Below are 25617 nucleotides of genomic sequence, written 5' to 3'. Positions count from 1 at the left end.
TGAGTGCTGGTAGGCACAGTCTCGCAGCCTGTTGAGTAACAGATCCTATACAGCTGAGAAATTAATGATTCATTTGTCATTGTGTGGTTTATGAATTAACTGTGCGATAATCACCGCCGTTATATATCCCGAATTGTTTGATAATCATCTAGGAGCCGTATTGATGTTTAAAAGGGTATTGCAGGCACTATTCTCACCTTTTGTTGATTCAAAAAACAAACCCTCTGCAGAGCCTGCCCAACAAGAGCAACAACAAACCGTTGCTACTGATTCTGTTCAGTCTTCAATCTTTGTTCCGCCGTCGTCCACTCAGCCATCATCATTAATCGTCGATAAGACGCTTAGCCTTCACGATGGTGAGTTTCTTGATTATTTGTTTGGAGAGTCTCGTCTTCGAACGGAGTCAGACCCATTTAGTGATTTTGTCGCTTGTCAGATCGAACGTTTGATTCGCTCTCCAAAAGCCTTGCTTAATGAACTGCCAGTGATGCCAGCCTCTGTGACCACGTTAATGGCAGAATTACAGAGCGATGAGTTTGATGTCGATGCACTGTTAAGAGTGATTGAGCGTGAGCCGAGTATGGCTGCCGATGTGATTAAGTTGGCAAATAGCGCCTTTTACAAACGCAATGAAAAACAGGTTACCGACCTAAAAACAGCATTCCTAAATATGGGTTCTCAAGGGCTTGTTGAAGGAGTAGTGAATAGCTACATGAAGAACTTCACGCCGGGGAACAATATTTACTGGCGTCATTTCGGTGAGAAAATTTGGAATCACAGTGTTCAAACCGCGTCGTTTTCTAAGGAGTTGATGAAAGACTCTTTATCCCAAGAAGAGCAAGCGGCGGCATACTTTGTTGGGTTAATTCGCAACTTAGGCAAGATGATCATTTTCCAGATGATGGTAGAAGCTTTCAAGCATGTTGATCCTTCTGTTCCGCCTAACTCGTTAGCATTGAAGCGCCTGATGAACAGCTACTCTATTCGCCTGACTTACACTATTGCTAAGTTCTGGGAGCTGCCAGAATCAGTGTTGACCGCAATTGGCTACCAAGAGTCGATCCGATACGAATGCACGCCACTTGGTCAAGCTGTGTTTGAAGCTAACTATTTGAGTGAGCTGTGCTATTTACTGGAAGAACAAACGATTGAAGTCGAGCAGTTTAAGCGCAGATGCAAAGAGACACTGATGTCTCCGGCTGCATACAAAGTGGCTAACCGTATCTATAAAGAGTCTGAATTAGCATTGGCAGGATAAGCTGAAGACTTAGAGCTTCGCACTCTAGGATCTGAGGATTAGTCGTTTTAATTCTGGCTACTGTTTTTAACGGTAGATTGTAAATGGTCTTACGAATCAGTAAGACCATTTTTGTTTTTGGCTGACTGTATTTAGTTTTGAATTGATCGCAACAGCGGTTTAGGGAATTTCAGCCAGTTCCTGCTTTAAGCTATCGATCTTGCGCAGTTCCTTGTCGATCTTATGTTGGTACTTTTGGATCTTATCGGCTTTGTCGTCTTGTTTGGCTTCTTCAAAGTCGGCTCTGTATTCGGCCAAATCTTCCTCACTGGATTCGATTTTTTCACGGAGGTCGTCTTTCAAACCTTCATTGGTGCAGTTCTCTTTCGCCGCTTTCAACGCTTTTGTTAATCGCTCCACTTTGTACTGATTGTCGTACTGTTCCGCTTTCTTAATTTGATATTCGATCTCACAGAACTTCTTTTCACAGCCAGTTAGCGCGTCGCATTGGGTGCTCGCCATGCTGTTAAAAGAGAATGCGCAAAGAAACAGTAATGAGCCTGTTAGGTGTCGAGTCATGGTTTACCTTCTTATGGGGTCTATTTAGTCTGTGCTTATATTTGTTGAGTCTCACTTCGAGAGTACATTAGCACCCCATTTCTTTGCTATTGGCAGGGGAGTGTTAAAGATAAGTCTCTGTGCCTAATGACTTATTTTGAACACGACTAGACTTACAAATGGCTAATCCACAGCTTGTCGAGCTCACACCAACCGAAACCATTCACTTGTGCGCCGTGTATCTTTTCAGAAACCTCTAAGTTGAACGCCTCTTGCTTGAGCTCAACCACAACCCCAGAGTCATTCAACCAATGCCGAAGTGCCAACAGCGCATTCATCGCTAACTCAAAGTTGGGCTGGTTTGTTATTGAAGCTAAGCCTTGTTCGATTGTCTCTAGTATCTCAGAAGGTAAAGTTAATTCCTCAAACGGGAAGCGAGTGAAAAAGCTTAACCACGAAGTGAAGGTGTCGTTCTCATCAATAATGCTGCATAGCGCGACGTCTTTGGTTGTTAGGTAGTTAGTTAAGTAGTGCCCATATTCCACGCTGGTTTTGTGGTCGCCAGACACTGACAACTGCTCGAAAAGGGTTTGGCATTCAGAGGTGTCTTCAACGGTGAACTCACGAACGGTTTTCGACAACATCGGGTTTTGAATCTTAAAGAAGGTTGAGCCGAAATCCGGTTGGGAAGCATGGCCATCCCCACGCACGGTGGTCGTCTTCTCGGGCAGTTTCACGCACACCTGATTTTGAGCGCAGGCTTTGCTCTGTGCCCATTCCGGATAGACCCACAACTCGACTCGATTGAGAATCGGCGTGCTGTGTGAATAGGCGCTATTGCGGCTCAATCTCAACATCTTGCTTGAGAAGATGTCCAATGAGAACGCGCCAGATCCAATCAGCCTATCAGTCGGTGATGAGTGATCGAATACGGAGGCTTCAGCCCTAGCAAGTAGGCGCGGTAAATGCCAATCAGGTTGATTCAACTTTACGACAACCACATTGCCTGCTGAGACAGAGACCTCATCAATATGCTGATAACAGCGACGCCATATTTTGCTTTGGCAGAGCGAGTTAAGGTTGCGTGCTATGTCTTGAGGTTCGAGTGTTCGACCGTTATGAAAGTGAACACCATTGCGAATTTGAAAGTGCCACTGTGTCGCATCTAGATTAGGCTGCCAATGATAAGCCAGATCGCCGCTGAGTTTGCCGTGCTTAACGGAGGTTAGGCGTTGGCAAACTTGCATCACTAAGAAACGTTCGGTGCGTCTAAGTACTCGTTGAGGGTGAAGAGTCTCGAGCTCTCGGTGAAATGGGATATACGCGATATTCTGCGCCGACGGATTGGTGCTGCTTAGAAAGGCTTGCAACTCAGCGCCAGCATTGCGGCCATTGAAGCTCAAGGTGCTAAACACCTGTTCTATGTTGCCTGCGTCTGCTTGGGTTTGTGCGTATTGGTAACACGCCTCAATGGGCTCAACCAGACACGTCAGCTGTGCTTTCTTACTTCGGCCTGAGCTAGCTTGCCACTCAATCCAACCTTGCGTTATCATCGCTTTGAGTAAGGTCTGAACGTGACGTTCACTCACGTGCAGCAGTGTGGCCAGTTGGTTGACCTGACAATGTGATACTCCAGGCCCAAAAGCCTGAAATATTTTTTCATACAGTTCAAGCTTGCGCTTAAGGTTGCCCAATGTGCTTTTCCTAACGACGAGGTTGAGTTAAATGTGGATAGCCAGAGTCAATGAGTGCGTTTTCCATCGTATCGAGAACTCGAGAGGTTATCTCTGAGCTTAGGATATCCGATTCAGTTTTTCCTTGAAGCACCAAATCTGAAAAATGGTCGATTTCAAACTCGAACCCATTGCCCGTCACTCGTTTGTTAATGGTCGACTTTTTGCCTTGATGTTCAATCTCAATAAAGGCCGGATTCCACCATTTTTCGTGAATGGTGATCTTAGTATCAGGCCCACTCAAGTGTGCTGATCGGGGAAGGTTTTGCACCGTTGATGCCGATATCTTACCGCTTATATCACCAGAGAATGTAAAGCATGCATTGGTATCAACATTCGCTCCCTCATAAAGACACGACATCTCTACCTGAGGTTTTGAAGGGTTTACATCCAGCGTTCGGCACAGATCGTAAAAGAACCAAAGCCCATAGACCCCAACATCGAGTGTTGCTCCGCCAGATAAATCCGGATTGAAGATAAACAAATCGGGCTCATAGTCGTGATGGTTACCAAAGCTGGCTTCGATGGAATCTATCTGAATGTGGTTATCGACCAAGAATGATTGGAGTTCACGATACGCGGGAAACACCACAGTTTTCATCGCTTCTAACAGCATCACGCCATTTTGCTTGGCGAGGGCTTTCATCTCAAGCCAGTCAGCTAGGTTGGTGAAAGCCGGCTTCTCGACCAATACATGTTTTTTATTCTTTAGAAACAACTCAGTGAGTGGCTGGTGGTATGGGTGAACCGTAGCGATGTAAACTGCTTCAACACTTGGGTCATTCGCCATCTCTTCATAAGAACCATAAGTCTTGTCGCAACCATACTTGTTGGCGAACGTGGTTGCGCGTGAGTGATCTCTTGCGGCAACGGCATAAAGCTTACCATGCAGACAGTGCTCTGTGACTGCGGTTGCGAATCGATTGGCGATATTACCTAGCCCTGCGATGCCCCATTTAATTTTTCGTTGCGTGTCGCTCATCAGTTGCTCCAAATCGTTGTTTTGTCTCAGTGTACTCAGAGACGCCACATACAAATAGAGAACAGATTTCTCAACCTGTTCTCTATTTATTTTATTCTAGTTGAAGCTCAGTATTAGCTCTGTATTGAGTGTTTCCAATCGGCTAGGGCTTGAATGTGTTTTGGCCCGATGCCACAACAGCCACCGATAATATTCGCGCCCAGTGCATGCCAGCGTTTGGTGTAAGCTAAGTAACCTTGGCCATCCAATTCACGCATTTCTTGAAACATGTCATTCGCTTCATGTTCGTTGCTGATAGGCGCAAAGTTATTGGCATAGACACCAATGTCTAAATCACTGCCTAGCTCATCGATCACTTTCTTGGCATCGATAATGGCTTGATCCATCACTTCAGGCACTGAACAGTTAAACATAATGCCTGTCGTTTTTGATTGGCAGGCAAGTTTGATCGCGTCTGTTACGCTCTCGCCAGAACGAATGTTGGCAGAATCGCCCTTGGTGTCTTCCAAACTGAATGCGTAGTAACACGGCTTATCTGACTGCTTAAGAACCGAATGGATGGAATCGAACTCTTGCAGGCTACAGATCGTTTCCGCGATCCAAAGGTCGATGTTTGGAGCTTGGGCATCATAAAGGGTTTGAATGATTGGCGCGGCTTCTTCTACCTTAAACAAGTCTGGTCGGTAGCTGCCAAATGGCGGTGGAATCGCGCCCGCCACTTTCACGGTGTGGGTAGCATTGTCAGCAACTGCTTTCGCCAGTTTGCCAGACAGCGCGGCTAGTTCAAAGCCTCGCTGCTCGAACAGTTCTGCACCCAAATGAAAAGGCACACAGGCGTAGCTATTGGTGATTAGGATTTCAGCACCTGCATCGACAAAGTTTTGATGCGCTTGGCTGACAAATTCGGGTGCTTCAATCAGCGCTTGAGCACTCCAAAGCGGTTGAGAAAATGGCGCACCTATTTCTTTGAGTTCTCGACCCATGCCGCCATCAAGTATGGTTAGTGTTTTCATATTCAATACTATCTAAACAATTGCTGAAGTTCTGCCGCCACCATATCAGACAACCTTGTCAGACAGAAGCCATCAAGCCCCTGTGTTATCGAGAAAAGGTGTCGGATTGTCTGGGAGATAGCCACTGCATAATTTAGTTCGCCCTTTGCCAATAATGTGCACCACCACACGCATCAATATCTATACGCACGAGTGGCATATTTGCTATTGTAGTCAGTAGTTTAGGACGGGTTACTGACTGATGATCTTACCATTTTGGTCTACAGCATGAACACTGAAGTGGTTTTAGCTAGGTCGATACCGCAGAAATAAGAATAATCAGACATGGTGCCTCCGATGCATTTTAATACCACATAAGGGGGGCAGAACCTCGGTAGGGGGAATCCATGTCATTCGTTATACGTATTAGTTCAGAGGAAGTATTATGCAGTTATTTTTCCATGATGTTGGCTTAAAAGGAGCTAATGCAGATTTCCCCAAAACTGTCTTTGGTGAAGTCGCTGTTTCCGATATCGTCGAATATTGTCCACCTCATCTACAAGCGGAAATAGAAGATAAGCTTCTGGCTGAGTTTCCCGATGGCTGGTGTAACGTCTGGGGAGTCCCTGATGGCGCCAAGAGTGTTATTCGTCAACTTAAAGTTGACGATGTCATGCTTTTAATCAAGACCACTGGTGGTGATGGTGAAATGCCTGCTCTTTGTCATGTAAAAGGCTTTTGGAAAGAGCAGCTTTTAGACCTTTCAAACTTTTTGTGGGGAAGTAGTCATTTCCCCTACGTGTTCTTTTTCAAAACTCAGTATATCGAACTGACTTGGACCCAGTTTAAGAAAGATGTTCAATATATGCCTAACTTTCGACCGTCAGGAAATGTTTATCGTGTGAGGAGCGATCGACTTGAACATTTTGGCGGTTCAGAAGGCTATGTCAGTCATCTTTTACAAAAAACATATGTAATCGATGATTTAGGTGACTATGAGATTCGAGATAACTCACCAGAGCAGGAGTATGCTGAGGGCGAACGGCAGGTGCGAGAAGCTTCATATTTCAAGCGTAACGCTAAGTTAGTAAAAGACGCAAAAGCCGAGTTTGGTTTTATATGCCAGGTTTGTGATTTTGATTTCGAGTCGGTGTATGGAAAAGAATTAGGCGCTGGTTTTATCGAGTGCCATCATAAGAACCCTCTATACGAAAAAGATGAGAATTACATAAGTACATTAAATGACGTTTGTGTGGTTTGTTCAAATTGTCACCGTATGATTCATCGCACTAAGCCAGCAATGAAACCTGAAATTCTAAAAGCAAAGCTGCTCAAAAAATACGTATAACAAACGACTATGGCACCAATAACTAAATTTTGGTGCTGTTTCTATCTTATATAGCCCTGTCTACCATCAACCATTTCAGAACGTGAAATGGTAGGTCACCACAATCTGTAGAGGAAAGTGCATTGAAGTTAACGAATAAACTCGTACGTTACCCGCACATTGATGTTGATCGTGCGTTTGAAAAAGAAGCTGAATTATTGCAGCAGATACAGGCGGGTGAGATTGGACAAGCCTTAATGCTGTGGCAAGCAAAAACGCCGACACTCGTTTTGCCCGCAGGTAAAAAGTGGCCTGTGACCGTAGAGTCTAGAAAACAGCTCGCGGCAAAAGGCTGGCAACTCACCTCACGTAAAACGGGTGGTGCTCCCGTTCCCCAACTGCCGGGGATCATTAACCTGTCGCACATTTACCATTGGCCTCGTGATGAAGCCTACAACATCCAAAAAGCGTATCGACATTTATGCGACGTCTTAACCCTGTTTTTCAAAGAACTGGGCATCGATGTGGAGGTACACGCAACCCCTGGTTCTTATTGTGATGGTGACTACAACCTCAATATCAATAAACAAAAAATAGTGGGCACTGCTCAGCGTGTATTGCTTAAACAAGGAGGCGGTCAAATTGTACTTTCGCAAGCCTGTATCTTGTTGGATGTCGACTTAGAGAACATCGTTACACCTGTAAATTTTTATAATCAAGTTTGCGGGAATCCAACCGTGGTGGATGCGCAAGTTCATACTCCGTTGTCCGCACATTTGACGAGCCTTCCCAACGTAGATTCACTCTTTCAGCTGTTAAGTCAAGCTTTCATCAAGCATGCGTAATGTCTTCCTTTCGCTAACGCACAGCTCGCTTTTGGTTTAGGAAGACCAACTCCTCGCTTATCCTTTCTCCCTATAGATCGCGGGCTTGATATCCAACAGTGGTGTGTTGTTCAAGCAATCTAAACCTCTCACGGTTACGGTGCCATTCTCGATTTTTTCAATCGGTAGCACGGCGGCACCGATTGGGTTTGGTCTGTGCGGTGAACGTAGTGCGAAGGTGCCTTTGGTCGGTGTTTCGTCATTCCTGCCTTGTAGCAATTCATCTCGATTAGCGCCTTCTAGCCAATAGAGAATCAGGATGTGATCGCCACTGTTTAGGCCTAGCAAACCTTGTTGGTAAACGTCATCTAAGATGATTGCACAGATCGGGCCGTTGTCCGGTTGGATGTTATTCGGACACTCCGAAACCGAGTGATAAGGCGTAGCAATTCGACCAATAAATTTCAGTTCAGCAGACATATTCAGCTCCTATTTAGTTCTTTATTTAGTTCTTTATTAATCGATTTATTTGTCATCGTTTTTCATGGTCACTAAGGTGTAGGTGAAGATTGTAATCAAGATCACCACACCGCCGACAATACTGGTCATTGGTGGGATCTCAGTGAAGAAGATAAACGCCCAAACTGGTGCTAACACAGTTTCCAACATCAGAGTCATTGATACCTCTGGCGCGGTAATGTGGCGCGTTGCGACCATAGATAACACTCTGCCGACAGGAGCCGTAAACAAGCCCATCATGCCCATGATTAACCACGTTTCAATGCTGTAGCTTGATGGAGTTGCGAAGAAAAACATCACAACCGCTAGCAACAAACCACCTAGGCCCACACTCGCCAATCGGCTGACGTCTTGATATTTACGCAGCAAGGTAAACATCATAGATAAACAGATCACTGCGAATACCGCTAAAGCATCACCCATCCAATTACCTGAAGAAAACGAACCCGAAACGACAATCGTAATACCAATCATCACCGCAACAATGGCAACCAAAGTCGATCGACTAGTGGCTTCTTTCAAGATCAACCAGCTGAAAATAGCCGCAACAGCAGGGGCCGCACTGAGGATCACAAAGGTATTGGCAATCGAGGTCATCTTAATGCTGAACACCAAGCCTGAGGCACTGCCGAGCATAAGAATACCCGCTGCCAACAATGGCCAACCGCTCTGTACGACTGCTTTTCGGATTCCACGTTTGTCGTTGAACTTAAGCAAAATCGGCATCGAGATTGCGCTGAATAAGCCGAACAGAAAGGCAGTATCGAATCCGCTGACACCGGCATAACGAATGAAGATGGGATCAATACTCATTAATACGGCACCTGCGATCGCGAGGGTAAAGCCGAGGGTTCGTGTGTTTCTTGCTTCAGTTTTAGGGAGGTTCATTGTCGTCATTTCTCTATCCAATTATCTACTACCAAAAAATCATACTAGTTAGTATGATTTTAAAAATTGGTTGAGTCAACACAAATCATACTTTAAAGTATGATCTCTGTTTTGGGGTGGATGAAGTAATGAGCAAGATTGAGCAGAACAAAGAGAAGAAACGACTCGCGATTTTAAAAGCGGCGAAGGAGATATTCCTCGCGGAAGGCTATGTGCAAACCAGCATGGACCGAGTCGCTAGTGAAGCGAAAATGACCAAGCAAACGCTTTATCGTTACTTCTCTTCTAAGGATGTGTTGTTTGAAGCGACGTTAAGACAAATGGGTAGCCAGACAGACGATAAGTTGGTGGTGCATTTGCAACACACCGATACTCGACAAGCGCTATTGGGCTTCGCAAAAGACTTCGTTTTGTTTCACCTTTCGAGCGAGCATATTGCGACCTTTAAGCTATTGATCGCAGAAGGCAGCAAGTCTCCAGAATTGGTCAGCCGTTTTATGGACGTTGGCCCAGATGATACCGATCATGTGCTTGCTCAGTTTTTCAATGAACGATTCGATATTGAAGAACCACAAACCAAAATTAAGCTTTGGCTTGGTATGGTGATGAGTGTCAGAGAGGGTGTGTTGATGGGAATGCCTGCACCCACAGAACAAGAGATTGCAGCTCACGTGGAAGCGAGTACTGACTTGTTGTTAGCGGCTTTGGCTTAGGTAGGGCTGTGAATCTGAAAAAGTAAGATATACGTTAGGCGCTGCTGGACTTTGATTATTCCATAATTTGGAGCTGCAACGCCTGTCGTTTGGTCTGTTTACGTTTACTGTTTACGAATTAAATCGAGCTATTACCAAGCAAAGGTTTTAATGACGTTTTGCTTAGTGATTGGGTTATGAGCGATGTCTTGATTTATCTTGTCAAGAAACGGCTTGCGAGCTTGAGGCAACATGCCACGCATTGGTGAGATGTTATTGCCGTGGTCGCCCCAGTAGTAGCAGTCGAAATCTTCTAGATTTTCGAGCAAGTATTTTTCTTCTTCCAGAATCTGCAATGGCGTTGGTAAAACAAACTCGCCACGGTTTACTTCTTTTTCCAATACCGATCCCGGTTGAACGGCTAAAGCCATTGGTGCAATCGCATCCGGCTGCATTATGTTCAGCAAGCTGGTGGTATTAATCGCATGCTCTACAGAACGCTCTTTGCCGCCAAGACCAAAGATGAAAGAAGCCAGTACCTTGATGTCTGCTTCACGGGCTAAGTTCATTCCTTCAATCGCATGCTCACGCGTCATGCGCTTTTGAATGCGTTCAAGCACAATTGGGTCACCGGACTCCAAGCCTGAATAAGCCATGCTTAAACCTGCCGACTTAATCTCTTTCAGTTCAGACAAGCTCTTACGACGGAAGTCATTGAACCCTGAATACAGAGAAATGTTCTTGATCTCTGGGAAGGTGATCTTGATGTAATCCAGAATCGAAATCAGCATCTCGGTACGGATTGCCATCACGTTACCATCGACCAAAAAGATAGATTCAACATGCGGGTAGATTTTTCTCGCCGCATCAATATCTTCAAAGATGTCATTGATATCTCTTACTTTGAAACGCTTATCATCAAACATCGTGCAGAAGGTACATTGGTTGTTACTGCACCCCAATGTTGTCTGGATGAGTACGCTCTCTGCTTCCATCCAAGGACGATAAACTTTACCTTCAAAACGCATAAATGCTCCTCGGCCGTAGCCTGTGTTGTTTCGACGGGGGCAAGTTTAGCAATCTGCATCTTGGGTGATAATTGGGCAAAGCGGGGAATCAGTATTAAAGAAATTTTAATAATCGAAAGAGCACGCAGTTCTTTGTCTGTATAGATAGAACTGCGGCTTGGATTGTGTGTGGTAGTGGGGGGAGTGTTAGTGGTCGTTCTTTACTAATGAATGATCAGTGCGCAACGCACAGCTTTTCTTCGAGTAATTGATCAAGCACTGTCACAAGCTTGTGGTTCTTGGTGTTGTCTAATGCGTCGGCGTGCGGGTCTTTGAACAACCCAGAATCATTATCAAAATATTTACCGGAAGCGTTGGCAAACTCATCACTGAGCGCAGCACGACAAAGAATATCGGCTCCAATCGCTAGATCGTTTCCATCAACGCCATAAGCATCTTTTACTAATTTACTGCCAAGGAAAGAGGCTGGGTTTACAGGGATAATTGCGGTGCCTTTGTCTAAAAGAGTATTGGCTAATTCGATGGACCACATCGTTAGCGCCAGCTTACTTTGCGCGTAAACCGGACCATCAAGCTCTCCCGCATTCGGGCTAATCAATGCATCTAAATCGACGGGTGCTTGGGCTGCTGAAGATAGGTTGACGATACGACCTGTCGCATCAAAAAGAGGAAGCAGCTTTTGTGTCAGTAGATACGGCGCAATGGTGTTTACGACAAAACGCACATCAAGATTGTCTGGAGTGGTGATGTCCGACACTTTATACACACCTGCGTTGTTAATGAGTATATCGAGTCGTTTGTGATCGCTTTTGATTTGGGTTGCGAGCGCCTCAACTTCGGAGAGCGTCGATAGGTCTGCGATGTAGCTTTCGATGATTGCATTCTTAGACTGGCGAGACAGAGCAGTCACGACTTTATTAACCTTAGCTGGGTTGCGGCCATGAATCAGAACATGGTGCCCTTGCTGCGTCAGTGCTTTTGCAGTCTCTAAACCAATGCCATCCGTGGCCCCTGTAATCAGAATTATTTTTTGCATATTCCGTCCTTCAAAAAATAGTTTGAACAACGTTATAACAAAGATTAATGACGCATAGTTGCATTTGGCTCACAAGCTGAAGACTCAAATGTGAGTCTATGGGGCAAATAATGACCATTTTAACACTTGGTGGTTAACAGCTGGCGTTTAAGTATTAAGTAAGACTATGGGTCAGTTTGTGGCTGACCCAAATTAAGAGAAGTGAACGAACTATTTGATGTCTTGAACGTTCATAACCAGAGTTTCCCAGTTACGTTGGTTTTCCATATCGTGCTCTAGACCTTGCTCATCAGCAATTTGGAAGCGCTTAACCGCAGGGGTTTTGCTCGTAGCTTGATACAACCAATAAGCTTCCGCTTTGAGTGCTTCGTCGATCGGTTTATCAATAGACTCGTACACCGCTTGCTTACACGCATTGATCGATTCCGCAGGGAATTGAGCGATTCGTTTGGCAAGAGTATCAACATATTCGCCAATTTCATCCGGCTCTAGTGCCTTGTTGATGGTGCCGTATGCTTCGGCTTCGTCAGCATCAAAGTCTCGTGCACTTAGGACGATTTCGAGTGCGCGACCTAAGCCGACTTGGCGTGCCATACGTGATGCGCCGCCACCACAAGGAAGGATGCCCATACCCACTTCCATTTGCATGAATTTGTATTTACCACGAGCCGCGAATCGCATGTCACACGCCAGTGCAAATTCGTGGCCTCCACCTCGAGCGAACCCTTCAAGCTTGGCAATGGTGGCTTGTGGCAGTTTGCTGATTCTTTCTAGCACCACTTGCAGGTCGAGTAACTTCGCTTCTTCACGAGAAACGGCTTCTGTCGACATGTCTTTTAATAGATTAGTGTCGTAGTGGCAGACCCAAACTTCAGGGTTTGCTGACTGAAATACCACGACCTTGATGTCACGATCGCGCTCTAGTCTCATTGTTAAACCATTGAGGTCGGCAAGCATCTCTTGCCCTTGAACATTCACAGTACCGAAGTCAAAAGTGACGGTAAGAATCCCATCCTCGGCTTGAGCTTTAAACGTTGTATAACCTTGATATGCCATTTCCATATTCCTTCTGAGAGATTTCATTTCAGCCTATTCAGTGTGAATGCGACTTAAATTCAGGCTAACGAGGAATGTTCGAACCAACAATTAACCATTAAACGAAACACTATTAACGAATTATTAAGAGTGTTGATGAGTTTAGTAATTTCATTTTATTCAATATCTTAGCTTCTTGTTCTAGCGTTGAAGGTATCTTGCCAATTCGATTGTCAACGAAATCTAAAAACTCATTCCTTGTTTGGTGCTCTTATCCTTTTCATTTAGCTTCGTATACTGCTCAACTAGGTAATTAGACCCAAGGTACAGACAAGAGTGAACCGACTTATGCAGATGAGATCCGCGACTTTGAAAACCATTATTGAGAAAACGCTGCCACTGACGCTGGGTGTGTTTGCGATCATGATGGTTCAATTGGTCGATTCGATCTTTATTGGTCAGCTAGGGGTGAATGAATTGGCGGTTCACGGTATCACCTTGCCATTTCAAGCGGCGTTTACCGGGGTTCAAGTGGGCATCGGTGTGGCGGCAACGTCCATTATTTCTCAAGCGGTAGGGGCAAAAGAGCAACGTAAATCTACTTCAATTGCCACGCTGTCGGTCGGATTTGGAGTCTTGGTGATTGCTTTGATCTGCATAGGGCTGATTGTTTTTAGCGATTCTGTTTTTGCGTCGTTTGTGAATGATGTCTCTGACGCTCAATACCAATCCATGCTGTCTATTTTTAATGTGTACTGGCCACTGTGGTTGTTCAGTGCATTGATGGTGGCGGTGCTTTATCTGGCCACCTGCGTTTATCGTGCCAATGGCGATACCAAAACAACCGGCAGCATGTTCTTGGCTGCTAGCGTGATTAACCTAATTCTCGACCCTATTCTGATCTTTGGCTTGGATATGGGCATTGCCGGGGCAGCGATCGCATCGAGCATTGGCTACGCATTCGGCGCAATCTACATGCTAATCAAGTCTCGCGGCAAAGGTTGGTTTGGCTTCAATGGCGCGTGCCGTAACCAAATCAAAGGCTACAGTTTTGAGTTATTCAAGACGGTAATGCCAACCACTGCGAATCAGATATTACCTGCGGTCAGCGCGTTCTTCTCAATGCTTTTGATTGCGAGAATCGGAACCGATGAGATGGCTTTTTGGAGCTTACTCGCCCGTGTTGAAAGTTTTATGCTGGTGTTTTCTCTTGCTCTGACCATGTCTATCCCGCCTATGATTGGTCGTTACCTAGGGGCGCAGCAGCGATGCAAAATCCCTGAGCTATTGAATACAACAGCGAAGTTCTTACTGGTTTTGCACACCGTGATGGCAGCATTGCTGGCGTTGTTTAGTGGCTGGATTATTCCTGTTATCTCGGAAGAACAAAGCATACGCAGCTGGTTTGAAGTGACCTTGTTATTTATACCGTTCAGCTATGGCCCGCTTGGGCTTTGCATGTTGGTTGCGTCGGCTTTTAATGCCTTGGGTGTGCCTCGTAAAGCTTTGAATGTCTCTTTCTTACGTTTGTTTGTTTTCTACATTCCCGCTTTATGGCTCGGCTCGATCACCGGAGACATGATCAATGCGGTTATTGCTGCGACAGTCGCCAATGTTTTAGCGGGCGCTTTTGCATGGTTTAAGCTTAATGCCTATATTAAAACTCACATTATCCCTCGTGCCGCTGCGGCCAATAAGCAGCGTGTACTCAGCGCAGGCTAGCCATTATTGATGAACATTGAACATCTAAAATTGTTTGTGCGACTCGCGTCTACGCACAATATAAGTCAAGCAGGACAAGAGCTTGGGTTGTCACCTCCGGTAGCCAGTATTCATATCGGAAAGCTCGAAGAGAGCCTAGGTGCACGTCTTGTGCATCGCACCACGAGAAAGGTTTCCCTGACCGAAGAAGGCATGGCATTTCTTCCTCACGCCAAGCAAATCCTTTTGAGTGTCGAAGCGGGGGTGGCCTCTGTCGGAACCGGTAATGAATTACCCAAAGGGGTGTTGCGAATATCTGCACCTTCTTCGTTTGGTCGGATGCATGTTATGCCAGCGCTAAAAGGGTTTTTGGCTAAGTATCCAGATCTGTCGGTGGACATTTCACTCAGTGATTCAATCGTCGATCTGGTCGATGGTGGCTTTGATGTGGCGATTCGTAATGCGGAGCTACAGAACTCAAGCCTGATCGCTCGTAAGCTCTCTACTGATAAACGTATTCTGTGTGCGTCGCCAGAATATCTGGCAGTTCATGGCTATCCGAAAACACCAGAAGACCTCAAGCAACATCAATGTATCAATCAAACCGGCTTAGAAGGGTGGACGTTCGATACACCCGAAGGCGATGTCACCATCAAGAAAAAAGGTGCGATCCGCGTTGATCACGGTGAAGCGGTAAGGGATGTGTGTGTTGATGGTTTAGGCATTGCCATGTGTGCGACTTGGATAGCATACAAGCAGCTCGCGGAAGGTTCGCTGGTTGAGGTGTTGCCGGATTCCCCTTTAAAGGATGAGGCAGCTATCTGGGCGGTATACCCGAGTGCACAGCTGCTCGCGCCTAAGGTTCGCGTATTTATCGACTACTTTGTTCAATATTATGGTTCACCTTCTTATTGGGATTGCGAAGTAAACGGTCAAGATCAGTAGCTATCAGCCTCAGTAAGAGTAGCGTTCAGAAGCACTTATTGAGAACAAATAAGAAAGCCCCGACCAAAAGGTAGGGGCTTGTTTTTATGTTCTTTATAGAACGTTTTTCTAGCTAACTGCTGTTGTTTTTATTTAGTGTATCTGGCGTTTAATGAGCGTGTACCGCTGAATCTTGGTATAGCTCTGCATCAACTTCTTCGCCTTTGTTTGGACGCGGTACAATCTCAAAAGAGGAGTCAGCTTCTGTTAGTGAAGACAGCAGTTTGTTAAGTGATGTCTTATCACCTTTCACGCCTGCCTGTCCGTCTTCTAACAGTTTTCCAAGGCTTGTTTTCTTAAGCACGATATCAGACACGTCAGACTTATTGATGATCAGTGTTGTATCCGCATCTTGCAGCTCGTTCACTTGAATGTTGTTCAAGTTGCCGTTAGACATTTCGACGTAGTAAAACTCTTGTACATCTGGTAGCTGAATATTCAACGTAAATGGTGTTTCTTGCGCTTTTAGCGAATCCACTTTTACTGCTAAGTAATCCAACAAGTTCTCAATCGTCATGTTAGCCAATACATCCGGTGATGCTGTTTTCGGTGCGCCCGGTTGTGTGCCAATACGAAGCTCTTGAGCGCCGGTTAGGTAGATGTTTCTCCAACCTGCACCTTCTGATTGATAACCCAATTGCTCATATGTATCTGCCAATAAGCCACGTGCAACTTTATTCTCTGGCTCAGCTTGAATCACCTTATTCAGTGCGGTTGCAACGAAGCGATATTCACCTTCTTGGAAATCTTGCTGCGCTTTTTCAATCACAGCATCGCTGCCGCCCATGTACTCAACAAACTTCACTGACTCTGGCTCGATTGGTAATGGATTAAGGTTAGCCGGGTTCATGTCGAAGTAACCAAGGTACATGTTGTACACAGCGCGAGCGTTGTGAGAGTAGGTACCGTGATAACCATTGGTGTGCCAAGACTGTTGAATGCTGTCTGGCATTACCTTGTAAATCTCGTCGCCAATGTCTTGTAGAACCACACCGTTATTGGCTAAACGAAGCGTTTGGTTATGAGTAAAACCGTAAGCATCACGCTGCATTTTTAGGTAATCAGAAATCTCTTGTTCACCCCAGATTGGGGCTGAGTGAGACGCAAACAACACCTCTGTTTCTTCGCCCCAAGTGACTAACATTTCGTTGATCTTCTTAGACCATTTCAAACCATCACGTACTTTTGCGCCACGCAGCGTGTACAGGTTGTGCATACCTTGGTAGGTCAGTTCGCCAGTCCAGAGTGCTTTCATGCTTGGAATGTAGGTCACCATTTCAGATGCCGCTTCGGTACCTGAAGCATCCATGAATTGCATTTCTAGGCCGTCGATAACCAGAGTTTCAATCTCTTCGTTATGGTTCAGCTCGTAGTCCGGCAGGACGTAAGTAATGCTACCGGTTGATAGACCTTTCGACAGTGCCGCATCCACAATACCGTGTTCGTGTCGGTTCAGGGTTGCGCCATATTGATAAGCGGTACGACGAGACATTGCATTACCCGCCAATACGTTTTCGTCGACGATCTCTTTAGTAATGTTTTTCGAACCGTACACTTTTACATCTGGGTACGCGTCTTTGATTGCTCTTGCGCCACCAAAGTGATCAGCGTGCGAGTGAGAGTAAATCATAGCAACGACGGGCAGTTCGCCGCCATCAGGCACATTGCTCTTGAAGAATTTGAGTGATTTAGCGGCCGCTTCTTTGGTAAGAAGAACGTCGTAAGCGATCCAACCGTTGTCACTACGAATGAAAGAGATAGACGCTAAGTCAGCACCTCGAACTTGGTAAACTTTACCCGGAACAACTTCATATAAGCCTTCTGCTGCTTGGTTCAATACCGCTTGGCGCCACAGTGAAGGGTTTACTGAATCTGGTGCTTGGTCTGCATTCGTCACACTTGGGTCGATAAAGTTAAAGCTATTGCGAATGATGTCGCCCGTCTCTTGGTCGAAGCTAGCAATAAGACCCTTGTTGTTATTGTCGAAAGCGCGAGTGTCGGCAAAGTTAAGTGTTTTTGCGAACTCTTGGTTTGCCTTGGTCGTCATCTCGGTTGCGCTTTTGCCACCTTGGTCGCCAATTTCGCTGAAGTGTGCGTGGTCATGGTTAGCTGCAACTGCAGGGAATGCGAGCGAGATAGCTAGGAACAGTGATGCATTTTTGAACGTGCGTGAAGTCGTCATAAGAGCCTCTTCATTTCAGAATTTTGTTTCGTTGAGGCGATTATAGGAATAAGACATATAGCAAAAAATAAAGTAAGCTTTATTTAATACATCACGATTGGCTATGTATTGAGTCATGCAATGGTTGGGGAACGAAGGCGAATCCTGACCTATGATTGATTAAGACCACATTGACAGGGAGAGTAACGGTGAGCGACGTGGAAAAGTTGGATTTAAATCTATTGAGCGTGTTCTTAGAAGTGTATCGATTAAAGTCGATCACGCTTGCATCAGAATCGCTTGGTATGACTCAGCCTGGGGTTAGCGGGGCATTGAAGCGATTGCAATCTCAGCTTGATACCGACCTGTTTATTCGTGAAGGGCGTGGGATTATTCCGACTAACGCTGCGGTGCAATTGGCAGACCGAGTAGAGCCTGCTCTAGAAGGGATAAACAGCGCAGTAAGCACTTTAAAGACATTTGATAATCAGCAGCATCATGTGTTTCGTATCCTGGTGAATGAGATTGGATTAACCAAGCTTCAACCTCTCGTCGAGCAAGATGAGACGTTGGGCAATATCTCGATTGAATTCAATATGGTGCCGAACAACGAAGAAGAATTATTGCAAGGCTTGAGCATGCAACAAGCTGATTTAGCGATTGATATCCATTACCCGCAAGTTAACGGCTACATGAAGCAGCCTGTGATTGAGGATGCACTCGTATTGATAGCTCGAAAGGGGCATCCTAGAATCAATGGTTCAGTGACTGAAGAGCAATATTACAACGAAAAGCATGTTACTTTTAGAATGCGTCGAACCCGTTTATATACGGCAGATTATTTTACCAAGTCACCACTGAAACAGAGAAAAGTGAGTGCAGAGTGTGACTCACTGATGACCATGTGTGTGCTGGTATCGGGCTCAGATTGTGTTGGCAGTACGTCGCGTGATTTTGCCAATCAATTTTCTGAACCTTTCCAGCTTCAAGTCCTTGATCAGCCGTTTGAAATCTTACCGATGCAGCAATACATGATCTGGCATAAGAGAACCGATTTGAATCCTGCTCATCAGTGGTTGAGAAACAAGATTCAACAATACATGGCTGATTAACGAGCCGCTCTTGCTGCTCGTTTTTGTTTGGCGCTCTCTATCATCTTAGAAGGCGTCATACCGGTTACTAACATGGTACCGGTAATAACCAGAACCGATCCGAAAATAGTATTAAGGCCAATCGCTTCGTCTAAGAAAAGGTTGCCCCATAAGATGCCAAACACTGGAATCAAAAAGGTAACAGACAGAGCCGAAGGCGCACCCAATTCAGAAACGAGATTGAAGTAAAGCAAGTAAGCAAGGCCAGTACACACGGCGCCTAATAAGATCACCGATGTGGTGATGGTTAGATCCGGAGCCTCTCTCATCGGCATAAAAAAGACAAACGGCAATACGATTAAGACCGCCGCCCACATGCTGCCATGTGCATTATTGAATGCCTCAACTTTAGGTGCTTGTTTGGTATAGTTTGATGCTATTCCGTAGCTAAAGGCAGCCATCACCGCAGCTAAAATAGGAAGTACAGCCTCATGGCCAATGTTTATTGCATCCCAACCAACGAGTACTCCTACTCCCGCTACCCCAATCCCAAGTCCTAATAGAACTCGCGCCTCGAGTGCTGTTTTAGTCCATACCGCACCAATGATTGCTGCCCATATTGGCGCGGTAGAGTTCAAGATGGCGAGTGTCGAGGCGTTCAGTGTCTGCGCGGCATAAGCGAACAGTAAAAAGGGAACTGCGGTATTAAACAACCCAAGAATAAAGAAGTGTTTAGCGTGAGTGTTGAACGTCAGCTTTTTTCTTAAATACAAAGACACCAACAGTAGCGTGATTGCTGCAAATAGTACTCTTGCTTCAATCAACACTGCTGGGCCCAATGGATTAGCGGCAATTCTCATGAACAGAAACGAACCGCCCCATATCGCAGCGAGAGTTATTAATTTTAGAAAGTTCACGGCGTATATCTCAGAATGTGTAAAACACCGACTATTGATCAAAGCTATATATTACACAAGCTTAGATATTAATACTGTGCAGCTAATTGTTGTGATTTTGATAACCAAACGGCTCGCTAAATAGGAACACTTTTGATGAATTCTGTTCTGTTTATCCTTCCTGATTTGGCGGGTAATCTAGCGTTAGACATCAAACTTAGGCAAACAAAATGAAGATTGAACACATCGCAATTTGGACCAAAAAACTCGAAGTTTTGAAGAGATTTTACGAAGACTATTTCGGTGCGACATCGAACTCAAAATATCACAACCCAACCAAAGGGTTTTCTTCGTACTTCCTCTCATTTGAAACTGGAAGCCGCCTAGAGATCATGGAAATGGATTCGGTTCCTGAATCGAAAGATGACATCTATGATCAGTTTACAGGCTTTGTTCATATGGCGATTTCATTGGGGTCGGAGCAAGCGGTCGATGCACTCACTCAACGCTTGGTCGAAGACGGCTATGAGCGCTTAGATGGCCCAAGAAGAACAGGCGATGGCTATTATGAGAGCTGTGTACTCGATCCTGATGGTAATCGTTTGGAACTTACCGTTTAATGTAGAGACTTAATTGAGTTACTCATCTACTAACGGAACTGAGGTATTACAATGATGAAGCGTGCTGTGACTTTCCTTTTTAGTCTTGGGCTTATGGGATGTGCTACCTCAGAACCGGCGTATGAGCAGGAGACGGACGCGAAACCTGAACCATCACAACCCATAGGTTACCTTGGTTTTAAAGCTCACCAAGAATGGGCTATTCAATTCAATGATTGCACGGTCTACGATTTAATCGGTGCACAACCTTACCAGTGGTTTGATCGCACCTCAGCCTCTGTGAGCTGTTATACGTTTAAGCCAAATGATGCCATCGAGCCATTATCAGTCTATGCCAACGCAAACTTCGACAGCAATAAGCTAACCCCGATTAACCGCTTTCAAGAGCTGCAGGTATCAGAGTCAGGCTGGGGCAACTTTCCTGCCGTCTATAAGACCAACGGTACCAATTGGCTGAAAGTTAAAGAGGGTTGGATTCATCTCACACTAGCCGATCAGACACTTGTTCAGTTCTACCCGGGAACTCAAGACCAATCTGGCAAATCACTGCATGATCAGTATTTTGAGCAGCATTGATCGTAATGCTGACTCTTGACTAGTCTGTAGTTCGATCAAAAAAGATCTTTTAACTATTGCTGAAACCGGTTTCAATCTGTATCTTTGCTTTTATTGAAATCGGTTTCAGAGTTGTGAGCGCAGCTCTAATCCTGGTCTTTTTCACGAATAACTTGTAGCGAGTAATGGTATGAACAACGAATTTCCGAACGATTTTTTATGGGGCGGTGCAGTAGCAGCGCATCAACTAGAAGGCGGCTGGGATGCGAATGGTAAAGGTGTCAGTGTTGTTGATGTATTAACAGCGGGCGCTCATGGTGTACAACGTCGAATCACCGATGGTGTCATTGACGGCGAAAACTATCCAAACCAAGTCGCAGTGGATTTCTACCATCGCTACAAAGAAGACATTAAGTTATTCGCTGAGATGGGTTTTAAGTGTTTCCGTACCAGTATCGCTTGGACGCGTATTTTCCCAAATGGTGACGAATCTGAACCGTGTGAAGCGGGTTTAGCGTTTTACGATGATCTGTTTGACGAGCTGTTGAAATACGACATCCAGCCTGTAGTAACACTAAGCCACTTTGAAATGCCTTACCACCTAGCTAACGAATATGGCGGCTGGATGAACCGTAAGGTGATCGAGTTCTTCGTTAAGTATTCGACCACGGTGATGGAGCGTTATCAGCATAAAGTGAAATACTGGATGACGTTTAACGAGATCAACAACCAGATGAATACCTCAGCGGATATTTTCGGTTGGTTGTGCTCTGGCGTGAAGTTCCCACAATGCGAAAAGCCGCAAGAAGCCATGTATCAAGCGGTTCACCATCAGTTTGTTGCCAGTGCGCTGGTGGTTAAGAAAGGTCACGAGATCAATCCAGATCTTCAAATCGGCGCAATGTGTGCGATGGTGCCTTTCTATCCTCGCTCTTCTAAACCGGAAGACATTATGGTGGCACAACAAGCGATGCGTGACCGTTACTTCTTCTCAGATGTGATGGTTCGCGGTCACTACCCAAGCTACGCCAAGCGTGATTGGGCTATTAAAGGCTTCAATATTGAGATGCAGCCAGAAGATGAACAGATCTTGAAAGAAGGCAAAGCGGACTACCTTGGCTTTAGTTACTACATGTCGAATACTTTGGACTCGTCTTCTCACCAATCTACAGAAGAAGCGATGGATGGCGGTCATGAAAATTCGGTCGATAACCCATTTATCAAATCGAGCGATTGGGGCTGGCCAATTGATCCAACAGGTTTGCGTTTCTGTTTAGCTTCTCTTTATGAGCGCTACGAAGTGCCATTGTTCATCGTCGAGAATGGCTTCGGTGCTGTCGACACCATCGAAGAAGATGGCAGCATTAATGACGACTATCGCATTGCTTACCTTGGCGACCACATCAAAGAGATGAAAAAAGCCGTTGCGATTGATGGTGTTGATTTGATGGGTTACACCCCTTGGGGCTGTATCGACTTAGTGTCGTTCACCACGGGCGAGATGAAAAAACGCTACGGATTCATTTACGTAGATAAGCACAACGATCAATCTGGCTCACTAGAACGCAAACGCAAGAAGTCGTTCGAGTGGTATAAAGGCGTGATTGCATCTAACGGTGCCACTATTTAGAATGCATTTCCCAGCGCAGTTATGTGAACTGTGAGCTGTCATTTTGCAATGAATTAGTCGGCCTATGTCGGCTAATTTTTTATAAAGGAAAAGAAGCGAATGGTAACCATGCTTGATGTCGCAAATCGCGCAGGCGTATCTAAATCGACTGTTTCTCGTGTCTTGAATGGCAAGAACATCGTGCGCCCAGATGTGGTGAAAAAGGTATTTGATGCGATTCAAGAAACGGGCTATCGACCAAACCTGCTAGCTCAGCAATTGGCGACCAAGAAGACCAACTTCATCGGCTTTGTTATCACTAATGAGCTGTTCAATGGCCCTTACTTTTCTTCCTTGATGTATCACGCGGCTTCTTATAGCGAAAAATCGAATCACCAACTGGTGATCACCGATGGTAAACACAGTGCTGAAGACGAAAGAAAGGCGATCAATTTCCTACTCGATATGAAATGCGCGGGTATCATCATCTATCCACAGTGCTTAAGTGAAAGCGAGATTACTCAAATCATCGAAAGCACAGATACACCGATTTTGGTGCTTAACAGAGAAATGCCATCGAAGCCTGAGCATGCTATCACCACTGATCATTATCAAAGTGCTTGTTTGATGGTTGAACACATCATAGAGCAGGGACATACAGAGATTGCGGTGATCCGTGGTAAAGCTGGCTCGTCGACTGATGAACAACGTTATCAAGCTTATCAAGATGTGCTCACTCAGCGTAGTATTGAGCTAAACCAATCTAGACTAGCTCAAGGCGACTGGACCATGGAGAGTGGCTACCGTGCCGCGCAAGCTTTAGTGGCAAGCAAAGCAAGTTTCACTGCAATTCTGTCTGAAAACGATGACATGGCGATTGGTGCGATTAAGGCGTTAACTGAGCTGGGATATTCACTACCTCAAGATATTTCTATCGTCGGATTTGATAACAGTAAAGTGGGGGCGTTTTTAACGCCAAGCTTAACGTCTGTCAGTGTGCCATTAGAGCAAATGACGCAAAAGGCGATCCTGCAAATTGTCGGTGAGACAGAGCAAGCGACGACTATCAATACCACTGGCAGTTTGGTGTTGCGTGATTCGATCGCGAAGCTAAATTAGCACGGATTTAACTTTGTTATTCACCTACAAAAAGTGACGAGCTGCGCATCTCTTAAACCAAGCTCAAACACTCCTTATTCACCGTTATTTAGATGTGCGATATTGCGTTTTTGGTCAATGAATTGACCAGCATTAGTTAAGTAATGTGAAACTAGATCAGTAATATGAAAATAACTAATTGATGTGAGAACAGGTAAGTAACGTGAAAACAGAAAAACAAAAAATGCTAGCAGGCGAACCTTATCAGGCTTGGGATAAAGAGCTTTATGCCGCTCGTATCGAATGTCGTAAGGTGCTTCAAAAACTCAATAACAGTATTCCTGACACATCTGAATGGGAAGCAGCAACGCAAGAGCTTATTCCGGGCTGTGAAAATGCACATTTAGAGCCGCCGTTTCGTTGTGACTACGGCTCGAACATCAAGTTGGGCACGAACTTCTACGCTAACTTTAACTGCGTGATTTTGGATGTGGCTGAAGTGACCATTGGCGACAATGTGCTGCTTGGTCCGAACGTCCAAATCCTGACCGCAGGTCACCCACTCGATGTGAAAGGCCGTGTAGAAGAAGGCGTTGAGTTTGGCACACCGATTAACGTTGGCGACAATGTTTGGCTTGGCGGCGGTGTAATCATCTGCCCCGGTGTCACTATTGGCGAAAACAGCGTGATTGGCGCAGGCAGTGTGGTAACTAAAGACATCCCAGCCAATGTGGTTGCCGTCGGTAATCCATGTAAAGTGCTGAAAGCGATAGATAACGGACAATAATCAGATGTAAATGACAAAGCCCGAACCTAGGTTCGGGCTTTGTTTTTTCTATCCTTGCTAGATGCTAGATGCTAGATGGAATAGCTTGTTGTGCTTGCTTCTTATCTAACGCACCACTGAATCGAGTCAGAGCAAGAGCGATCAGAACGATCACTGCACCTACCCAAGGGGTGTTCATTAATCCAGATTTTTCGACAATCAAACCACCGCCCCATGAGCCTAATGCAATACCGACGTTGAAGGCTGCAATGTTCAACCCAGAAGCGACATCGACTGCGTCTGGTGTGTATTTCTCAGCCAGTTTCACAACATACACTTGTAGCCCCGGAACGTTACCGAATGCAAATGCACCCCAAACCAAAATGGTCGCAACAGCTGCGTAAGGGTTTACTGCGGTAAAGTTGAATACCACCAGTACTGCGGCTAAACCAGAGAAGATAACGGTCAGTGCTTTAATTGGGCCCATCTTGTCGGCCATTTTACCGCCCCAGATGTTACCGACCGCTACTGACACACCGTAGACCAACATGATTAAGCTGATTGAGCTCGAATCAAACCCTGATACGTTTTCCAGTATTGGAGCAAGGAACGTAAACGCTGTGAATGTGCCGCCATAACCTAGTGCTGTGATAGCGTAAACCAACAGTAAGCGTGGTTGAGTTAGAACCTTTAGCTGTGCCGAAATCTTCGCCGCTGGTGGTTGCTTAAGGTTGCTTGGAACCAAGATAGCGCTACCGATAAGAGCAATAAGACCAAGCAGAGCAACGATCAAGAAGGTCGCTTGCCAGCCAAAGGTTTGGCCGATGTAAGTGCCCAGTGGTACGCCGGTTACCAATGCAACCGTTAAACCCGTAAACATGATCGCAATGGCACTGGCTGCTTTATCTTTTGAAACCAAACCTGTCGCGATGGTTGATCCAATCGAGAAGAACACACCATGGGCAAGACCGGTCAAAATTCGTGCGGCGATCAGCGTGTTATAGCCCGGAGCTTGCCACGCCAATAAGTTACCAATGACAAACAATGCCATCACGGTCAGCAACACCGCCTTACGATTCCATTTTCCGGTTAATGCCGTTAACACTGGCGCACCAATAGCAACACCAAGCGCGTATAAACTGACTAATAGGCCTGCCGATGGCAGAGATACATTCAAGTCGCTCGCCATGGTAGGAATCAAGCCTACGATGACAAATTCTGTGGTTCCGATGGCAAAGGCGCTGAGCGTCAATGCAAGTAATGCTAGTGGCATAATCATCTCTCT

24 protein-coding genes and 1 pseudogene are annotated in these 25617 nt (G+C 45.5%); 12 read left to right on the top strand and 13 right to left on the bottom strand.

From position 1 onward, the window contains the following. Nucleotides 1–163: 163 nt before the first annotated feature. Complete coding sequence (locus MSG38_RS15680) at nucleotides 164–1258, top strand: HDOD domain-containing protein (protein WP_248402184.1); 1095 nt, start codon at nucleotides 164–166, stop codon at nucleotides 1256–1258. Nucleotides 1259–1417: 159 nt separating this feature from the next. Here MSG38_RS15680 and MSG38_RS15675 read toward each other — a convergent pair whose 3' ends face one another. From MSG38_RS15675 to MSG38_RS15655, 5 genes and pseudogenes are all read right to left on the bottom strand, one after another. Beyond that, nucleotides 1418–1816 carry a DUF1090 domain-containing protein gene (locus MSG38_RS15675; protein WP_248402183.1) on the bottom strand — a complete coding sequence of 133 codons (399 nt, stop codon included), beginning with the start codon at nucleotides 1814–1816 and terminating at the stop codon, nucleotides 1418–1420. A 152-nt stretch (nucleotides 1817–1968) separates the two neighbouring features. Beyond that, a complete protein-coding gene (locus tag MSG38_RS15670; protein ID WP_248402182.1) occupies nucleotides 1969–3489 on the bottom strand; it encodes an SgrR family transcriptional regulator in 1521 nt (506 codons plus the stop codon). 10 nt (nucleotides 3490–3499) lie between these two features. Continuing rightward, a complete protein-coding gene (locus tag MSG38_RS15665) occupies nucleotides 3500–4510 on the bottom strand; it encodes a Gfo/Idh/MocA family oxidoreductase (RefSeq protein WP_248402181.1) in 1011 nt (336 codons plus the stop codon). 113 nt (nucleotides 4511–4623) lie between these two features. Continuing rightward, nucleotides 4624–5523: a homocysteine S-methyltransferase family protein gene (locus tag MSG38_RS15660; protein ID WP_248402180.1), complete on the bottom strand. Its 900-nt coding sequence runs from the start codon at nucleotides 5521–5523 to the stop codon at nucleotides 4624–4626. A gap of 142 nt (nucleotides 5524–5665) precedes the next feature. Further along, nucleotides 5666–5849, bottom strand: a pseudogene (locus tag MSG38_RS15655) (IS110 family transposase); the annotation flags it as partial. Nucleotides 5850–5947: 98 nt separating this feature from the next. On the opposite strand from MSG38_RS15655, the gene MSG38_RS15650 reads away from it, so the two are divergent. Beyond that, nucleotides 5948–6850 carry a restriction endonuclease gene (locus MSG38_RS15650; protein WP_248402179.1) on the top strand — a complete coding sequence of 301 codons (903 nt, stop codon included), beginning with the start codon at nucleotides 5948–5950 and terminating at the stop codon, nucleotides 6848–6850. Nucleotides 6851–6972: 122 nt separating this feature from the next. After that, complete coding sequence (locus MSG38_RS15645; RefSeq protein ID WP_248402178.1) at nucleotides 6973–7674, top strand: lipoate--protein ligase; 702 nt, start codon at nucleotides 6973–6975, stop codon at nucleotides 7672–7674. A gap of 57 nt (nucleotides 7675–7731) precedes the next feature. On the opposite strand, the gene tsaA is transcribed toward MSG38_RS15645, so the two are convergent. Both tsaA and MSG38_RS15635 read right to left on the bottom strand, forming a co-directional pair. Continuing rightward, entirely contained in the window at nucleotides 7732–8133 is a 402-nt protein-coding gene (gene tsaA / locus MSG38_RS15640) for a tRNA (N6-threonylcarbamoyladenosine(37)-N6)-methyltransferase TrmO (RefSeq protein ID WP_248402177.1), read from the bottom strand. A gap of 45 nt (nucleotides 8134–8178) precedes the next feature. After that, on the bottom strand, nucleotides 8179–9069 hold the full coding sequence (locus MSG38_RS15635; RefSeq protein ID WP_248402176.1) for a DMT family transporter: 891 nt from the start codon (nucleotides 9067–9069) through the stop codon (nucleotides 8179–8181). A 119-nt stretch (nucleotides 9070–9188) separates the two neighbouring features. Here MSG38_RS15635 and MSG38_RS15630 point away from each other — a divergent pair, with 119 nt between their 5' ends. Further along, complete coding sequence (locus MSG38_RS15630; RefSeq protein ID WP_248402175.1) at nucleotides 9189–9773, top strand: TetR/AcrR family transcriptional regulator; 585 nt, start codon at nucleotides 9189–9191, stop codon at nucleotides 9771–9773. 131 nt (nucleotides 9774–9904) lie between these two features. Here MSG38_RS15630 and MSG38_RS15625 read toward each other — a convergent pair whose 3' ends face one another. From MSG38_RS15625 to MSG38_RS15615, 3 genes are all read right to left on the bottom strand, one after another. Beyond that, the gene (locus tag MSG38_RS15625) at nucleotides 9905–10780 is read right to left on the bottom strand and encodes a radical SAM protein (protein WP_102572092.1); all 876 of its coding nucleotides are present in this window, start codon (nucleotides 10778–10780) and stop codon (nucleotides 9905–9907) included. A 214-nt stretch (nucleotides 10781–10994) separates the two neighbouring features. Beyond that, nucleotides 10995–11816, bottom strand: a complete 822-nt coding sequence (locus MSG38_RS15620) for an SDR family NAD(P)-dependent oxidoreductase (RefSeq protein WP_248402174.1) — start codon at nucleotides 11814–11816, stop codon at nucleotides 10995–10997. A 210-nt stretch (nucleotides 11817–12026) separates the two neighbouring features. Then, nucleotides 12027–12872 carry an enoyl-CoA hydratase/isomerase family protein gene (locus MSG38_RS15615; protein WP_248402173.1) on the bottom strand — a complete coding sequence of 282 codons (846 nt, stop codon included), beginning with the start codon at nucleotides 12870–12872 and terminating at the stop codon, nucleotides 12027–12029. Nucleotides 12873–13199: 327 nt separating this feature from the next. On the opposite strand from MSG38_RS15615, the gene MSG38_RS15610 reads away from it, so the two are divergent. Together MSG38_RS15610 and MSG38_RS15605 are read left to right on the top strand one after the other, a co-directional pair. Next, nucleotides 13200–14573, top strand: a complete 1374-nt coding sequence (locus tag MSG38_RS15610) for an MATE family efflux transporter (protein ID WP_248402172.1) — start codon at nucleotides 13200–13202, stop codon at nucleotides 14571–14573. Nucleotides 14574–14582: 9 nt separating this feature from the next. Next, complete coding sequence (locus MSG38_RS15605) at nucleotides 14583–15497, top strand: LysR family transcriptional regulator (RefSeq protein ID WP_248402171.1); 915 nt, start codon at nucleotides 14583–14585, stop codon at nucleotides 15495–15497. 148 nt (nucleotides 15498–15645) lie between these two features. On the opposite strand, the gene MSG38_RS15600 is transcribed toward MSG38_RS15605, so the two are convergent. After that, the gene (locus MSG38_RS15600; RefSeq protein WP_248402170.1) at nucleotides 15646–17718 is read right to left on the bottom strand and encodes an alkyl sulfatase dimerization domain-containing protein; all 2073 of its coding nucleotides are present in this window, start codon (nucleotides 17716–17718) and stop codon (nucleotides 15646–15648) included. Nucleotides 17719–17906: 188 nt separating this feature from the next. On the opposite strand from MSG38_RS15600, the gene MSG38_RS15595 reads away from it, so the two are divergent. After that, entirely contained in the window at nucleotides 17907–18809 is a 903-nt protein-coding gene (locus MSG38_RS15595; protein ID WP_248402169.1) for a LysR family transcriptional regulator, read from the top strand. Here MSG38_RS15595 and MSG38_RS15590 read toward each other — a convergent pair. Continuing rightward, complete coding sequence (locus MSG38_RS15590) at nucleotides 18806–19705, bottom strand: DMT family transporter (protein ID WP_082242634.1); 900 nt, start codon at nucleotides 19703–19705, stop codon at nucleotides 18806–18808. The two genes, MSG38_RS15595 and MSG38_RS15590, sit on opposite strands and share 4 nt — an antisense overlap. Before the next feature lie 209 nt (nucleotides 19706–19914). Here MSG38_RS15590 and MSG38_RS15585 point away from each other — a divergent pair, with 209 nt between their 5' ends. The 5 genes from MSG38_RS15585 (at nucleotide 19915) to MSG38_RS15565 (ending at nucleotide 24353) form a co-directional block, all read left to right on the top strand. Further along, nucleotides 19915–20304, top strand: a complete 390-nt coding sequence (locus MSG38_RS15585) for a VOC family protein (RefSeq protein WP_048609928.1) — start codon at nucleotides 19915–19917, stop codon at nucleotides 20302–20304. A gap of 51 nt (nucleotides 20305–20355) precedes the next feature. Further along, nucleotides 20356–20880: a hypothetical protein gene (locus tag MSG38_RS15580; protein ID WP_248402168.1), complete on the top strand. Its 525-nt coding sequence runs from the start codon at nucleotides 20356–20358 to the stop codon at nucleotides 20878–20880. Nucleotides 20881–21049: 169 nt separating this feature from the next. Next, a complete protein-coding gene (locus tag MSG38_RS15575; RefSeq protein WP_248402167.1) occupies nucleotides 21050–22489 on the top strand; it encodes a 6-phospho-beta-glucosidase in 1440 nt (479 codons plus the stop codon). A gap of 99 nt (nucleotides 22490–22588) precedes the next feature. Beyond that, on the top strand, nucleotides 22589–23587 hold the full coding sequence (locus MSG38_RS15570; RefSeq protein WP_248402166.1) for a LacI family DNA-binding transcriptional regulator: 999 nt from the start codon (nucleotides 22589–22591) through the stop codon (nucleotides 23585–23587). Nucleotides 23588–23789: 202 nt separating this feature from the next. Then, nucleotides 23790–24353, top strand: coding sequence for a sugar O-acetyltransferase (locus tag MSG38_RS15565; RefSeq protein WP_248402165.1), 564 nt, complete (start codon nucleotides 23790–23792; stop codon nucleotides 24351–24353). Nucleotides 24354–24417: 64 nt separating this feature from the next. On the opposite strand, the gene MSG38_RS15560 is transcribed toward MSG38_RS15565, so the two are convergent. Continuing rightward, nucleotides 24418–25605 (bottom strand): MFS transporter, encoded by a 1188-nt coding sequence (locus tag MSG38_RS15560; RefSeq protein ID WP_248402164.1) that lies wholly within the window; start codon nucleotides 25603–25605, stop codon nucleotides 24418–24420. Between the last annotated feature and the right edge of the window lie 12 nt (nucleotides 25606–25617).

Origin of the sequence: Vibrio sp. 1CM24A, from assembly GCF_023161725.1 — a bacterium.
Taxonomy (GTDB): Bacteria; Pseudomonadota; Gammaproteobacteria; order Enterobacterales; family Vibrionaceae; genus Vibrio; species Vibrio coralliirubri.
Note: the sequence above shows the minus strand (reverse complement) of the source record. Positions and strands in the feature narration are given on the sequence as shown.